The sequence below is a fragment of the Acinetobacter johnsonii genome, assembly GCF_048551975.1.
GTDB classification, from domain to species: domain Bacteria; phylum Pseudomonadota; class Gammaproteobacteria; order Pseudomonadales; family Moraxellaceae; genus Acinetobacter; species Acinetobacter johnsonii_A.
Window position 1 is genome coordinate 1 of sequence record NZ_JBIMCF010000054.1, and the last position, 4079, is coordinate 4079.

General features: G+C 32.9%; 7 protein-coding genes. 6 read left to right on the forward strand and 1 reads right to left on the reverse strand.

Going from position 1 to position 4079, the window contains the following annotated elements:
* From ACG9ZB_RS16430 to ACG9ZB_RS16440, 3 genes are all read left to right on the forward strand, one after another.
* Nucleotides 1-387: GGDEF domain-containing protein (locus ACG9ZB_RS16430; protein ID WP_419326779.1), on the forward strand; the 387-nt coding region annotated here is incomplete at its 5' end.
* A gap of 217 nt (nucleotides 388-604) precedes the next feature.
* Complete coding sequence (locus ACG9ZB_RS16435) at nucleotides 605-907, forward strand: type II toxin-antitoxin system RelE/ParE family toxin (RefSeq protein ID WP_000286964.1); 303 nt, start codon at nucleotides 605-607, stop codon at nucleotides 905-907.
* Nucleotides 908-1189 (forward strand): addiction module antidote protein, encoded by a 282-nt coding sequence (locus tag ACG9ZB_RS16440; RefSeq protein WP_067865280.1) that lies wholly within the window; start codon nucleotides 908-910, stop codon nucleotides 1187-1189.
* An 83-nt stretch (nucleotides 1190-1272) separates the two neighbouring features.
* Here ACG9ZB_RS16440 and ACG9ZB_RS16445 read toward each other — a convergent pair whose 3' ends face one another.
* On the reverse strand, nucleotides 1273-1914 hold the full coding sequence (locus ACG9ZB_RS16445) for a hypothetical protein (RefSeq protein ID WP_419326780.1): 642 nt from the start codon (nucleotides 1912-1914) through the stop codon (nucleotides 1273-1275).
* A gap of 76 nt (nucleotides 1915-1990) precedes the next feature.
* On the opposite strand from ACG9ZB_RS16445, the gene ACG9ZB_RS16450 reads away from it, so the two are divergent.
* From ACG9ZB_RS16450 to ACG9ZB_RS16460, 3 genes are read left to right on the forward strand one after another with little or no spacing between them, the layout of a single operon-like run.
* Nucleotides 1991-2302: a hypothetical protein gene (locus tag ACG9ZB_RS16450; RefSeq protein WP_419326781.1), complete on the forward strand. Its 312-nt coding sequence runs from the start codon at nucleotides 1991-1993 to the stop codon at nucleotides 2300-2302.
* Nucleotides 2299-3414 (forward strand): hypothetical protein, encoded by a 1116-nt coding sequence (locus ACG9ZB_RS16455; RefSeq protein ID WP_419326782.1) that lies wholly within the window; start codon nucleotides 2299-2301, stop codon nucleotides 3412-3414. Before ACG9ZB_RS16450 ends, ACG9ZB_RS16455 begins: the two co-directional genes overlap by 4 nt.
* The gene (locus ACG9ZB_RS16460; protein WP_419326783.1) at nucleotides 3399-3941 is read left to right on the forward strand and encodes a hypothetical protein; all 543 of its coding nucleotides are present in this window, start codon (nucleotides 3399-3401) and stop codon (nucleotides 3939-3941) included. Before ACG9ZB_RS16455 ends, ACG9ZB_RS16460 begins: the two co-directional genes overlap by 16 nt.
* The last annotated feature ends 138 nt before the right edge of the window (nucleotides 3942-4079 follow it).

Below are 4079 nucleotides of genomic sequence, written 5' to 3' on the forward strand. Positions count from 1 at the left end.
GAGGAAGATCGATGTAAAACGTACGGACATCCAACCACAGTGATTATGATAGATTTAAATGACTTAAAAGCTATAAACGATAAATTTGGTCATTCGGCTGGAGACCAAATGATTCAAAAAACGGCCCAAATCTTAAAGAAAAATGTACGCTCCAATGATTTAGTCGCGCGTTTAGGAGGAGATGAGTTTGGCATTCTAAATATTGAAACGACTTTAGAAAATACTCAGAAATTGGTGAATCGGCTTTTAAAGTCCTTACAAAATGCTGGAATTAATGCTGCTGTTGGTTTGGCAGCACGTGAACCAAGTAAAAATTTACGAATGGCAGTAATTGAAGCAGATGAAAAAATGTATCAGCATAAACGTCAAATTAAAGTCATCATTTGATGATTCCATAGAACAGGATGTTTGAGGATCTAAAACAATAATCGTAAGTCAGACACTTGGATTGTGAAGCTAGACAGGAGTCTTGCTTAAGCAGTAAGCTCATTTGAAGTTTTTCTAAAATTAATATAATGGTGCTTATACGAAATTCAGCGTTTCAGGCTCCCCAAAACCAAGTTTATTTCTTGCATAAATGTATCCTATAGGATACATTTTACTTATGTACTCAATATATACCACTGAAGTCTTTGATGACTGGTTCACCAAGTTAAAAGACCAACAGGCAAAAAGACGCATACAAGTCCGAATTGATCGGGTTGAAGATGGAAACTTTGGAGATACTGAACCAGTTGGTGAAGGTGTCTCTGAATTACGTTTCTTTTTTGGACCAGGCTATAGGATTTACTACTGCAAACAAGGGCAAAGGGTTGTTATTCTTTTAGCAGGCGGAGATAAGTCTACGCAAAGTAAAGATATAAAACTTGCCCTGCAATTGGCACAAGATTTAGAGGAGGAGCTATAAATGGCTATTAAACTTCGCAAATGGGATAGTGCTGAGCATCTTAAAACAGAAGAAGATATGCAGGCTTACTTACAAGCATGTATCGAAGAATCTAATGGTGATGCCGCATTCATTGCTAAAGCTTTAGGTAACATTGCTAAAGCTAAAGGAATGGCTCAATTATCACGAGATACAGGTCTAGGCCGAGAAAGTCTTTACAAAGCACTTTCTGGTGATGTGAACCCTAGTTTTGATACGGTGATTAAAGTTGTAAAAGCACTGAATTTGCGCTTAGCAATTTAAAAAGTTATTAAAAAATGGACCTTTAGGCTCCATTTTTTAATTTCGTATAAGGCGTATTATGTTAATTTTAGGAAAGATAAGCATTAATTCTCTATGGTTTGCATAAATCCTTGCCCTGTTTTTGTATTTTGAATAAATAAATCAAAGGATGATGTTATAGAATCATCAATACGTTTTTGCCTTGTATAAAAAAACCTTAACAATTCAGTATGATAATTATAAAAATCTTCAAAATTTACAAAGTTATCTATTTTCCGTAGAGCGTTTACAAAAAGCTGATAAATTGGATCGTCAGGTGTTCCTTCAAATAAAGAAAAATGAGCATGCATAGGTTTAATTGTTTCATATTCAATATAATTTTTTTTAATTGAAAGATGAATAATTTCCACTTTTCCTAATGTAGAGATAGAGAAAAAAGCTGTTCCTGTTGCATGCTGTTCAGGTTTATCATCATTCAAATACATAGCTCTAGCTACTTGAGCTACCTGTAAAAAATCCCAATTATTCTGTTTTGCATAAAACTCTAATACTTCATGAAAGTAATACATCAGTAAAACATCACCTGAAACAGTGATTGCACCATATTTCCAATACTTAATTTTTTTATAGTCATCCACAACTGTTCTTGCAGGCAAGCCTGTAAACGGCTCGCACTCTATCGTTAGTAGATGATCACCAGTAAGAATAATGTAATCATCAATGTTTATAGCAACAGTTAATGTCATGCTGTGATGGAGTTTTCGAAAAATAGAATTGTATAATCAAACCATAAAATAAAACTTATTAAAAAGGTTGAACCCAATGGGTGGAAAATTTGAAGTAAAAGCTGGACAACATCAATTTTTATCAGGTCAGCAGATCATAAAGGATATTCCATTTTTACCAACCCCACATGATGGTGCATATATCTTAGAGTTTGATGTTAGGCACAAGATTAGTAATGAATTATTAGAAAGTGCAACAACTTTTAGCCTTATTGATTCTAAAGGAAATGTTCGTACAGGTGATGTTCCTAAAGATGGGATCGTAAGAATTACATCAAATGATAAAGAAGAAAAATATACCATCATAGTACATAAATATGATGCGGACGTAGCGGAGCAAGATGAATGACTTATACGGCTCGTTTAAAAGTCTTTTGTGATAATAAAGATATTTTATCTAAATTAAGTTACACCTTTGCAAATACAACAACTAAGCAAAATTATGGTGGTAAAATTGACTCTAATGGTTGCACAAAAGTCTATAATTGCAATAAGTTAGATCTAATTTTTGTAGAATTATTTTTAAATAATTCAAAGCTTGCGAGAGTACATGTCCCTGCATTAGAAAATGGTGAATTTAACAAATCCGCTTTTACGTTAAAATCCACAACAGGAACAACCCAAAAATCTGAATCAAACAAAGTTCCTGTGAAAGTCAAAAATGAATTAGAAGTTGCTCTTGATAACTTGAATGGAACAGCCGTTTATTTTGGTAATAATTTTTTAATTCATGATGCTAACTTACGTGCAGCATATATGCGTGAAATTAAAAAAATGAGTGATGGTTATCTTGAAGCTGTGAAAAAAGGAAGTATTTCTGTTAAAAATGCAGCTTTAGAAGCAACCGACTTAAGAAATCAAATTTTAGACGCTACTCGAAAGAAAAACTCTGCCATAGGGTTAGCTGTTTCACAAAAAGAAAAAGCTTTGGGGAAAACTTTAGAGCAAATTCTTGAGTATTATGCAATGGAAATAAACGATCCTAATAAATTTAATGCTTTAAAATCAAATCGATCAGCTATAGACTCACATATCAAAGAAATAATCAAAGCAAAACAATCATACTTCAAAAAATTAAAGGTGCCTGATCAAAATAAAGTTTACTACAGCGTTTTAAAAGGTTCTGGAAAATCAAATAAATCATTTAATTCTAAAATTAAATGGATGAAATTTGGAGGACGTGTTCTAGTTGTTATATCTATAGCTTATGCAGGTTATGAAATTTACAATGCTGAAAATAAAGAAAAAGAAACATATAGACAAGGAATTACCATTGGTGGAGGAATCGCAGGAGGTGCTGCTGGTGGTGCTACAGCAGGTCTGATATGTGGCCCAGGCTCGCCTATATGTTCTACTGTTGGAGTTATCATTGGTGGGGCAATTGGCGGAGTTAGTGCTTATCTATTAGTTGATGCTTTTGATGAGGAGTTAGAAGCATTTACTCAATGGACTTTATTTTAATAAGAGGTGAAATAATGTTATTTAATCTTTTTAGCCGTAAAAACAAAAATAATGAAAATTCTAAACCTTATTTGACTAAAGAGCTAACATGGGATGATGAAAAAATAACAGAGATTCGATTCAATGGCACTCAAAGAATTATGCACTATAAAGACATCATAAGAGTGAGTATTATCTTTGATAGTTTTGACTTACCAGTACCAAAGTGGACTATACAAGATGATAATTTAGAAGATCTTACAACAATAGATTTTTATAATGACCTACAGCCTAATTTGACTGATTTAGTTATTGATATGTTGAGTAAAAAATTAAAAGGCTATGACAATGAAGAAGTACATCAAACGATCATAGAAGCTATGGGAGCTACAATAGGATTATTTCATGTGTGGAGTCGAGATGATCTCAATCAGGTTTTAGAAAAAATAAATAAAAAATTCAAACCTATAATGGATGCAGAAATTAATAAAATAATAAACGAAGAAAAACAGAAAACAGCCAATCAGTGGTGGAAAAATATCTTTTAGCCATCTCTATTTAACATAATGGTGGTTATGCGAAACGAGAGTGTAACTCCAAAATAGAAATGTCCGGTTTCTCCAAAGTAAAAATGTCCGCTTTTAGAATATGCACTTTTGCAATTTCGTTAGCGGACGGTTTGATAT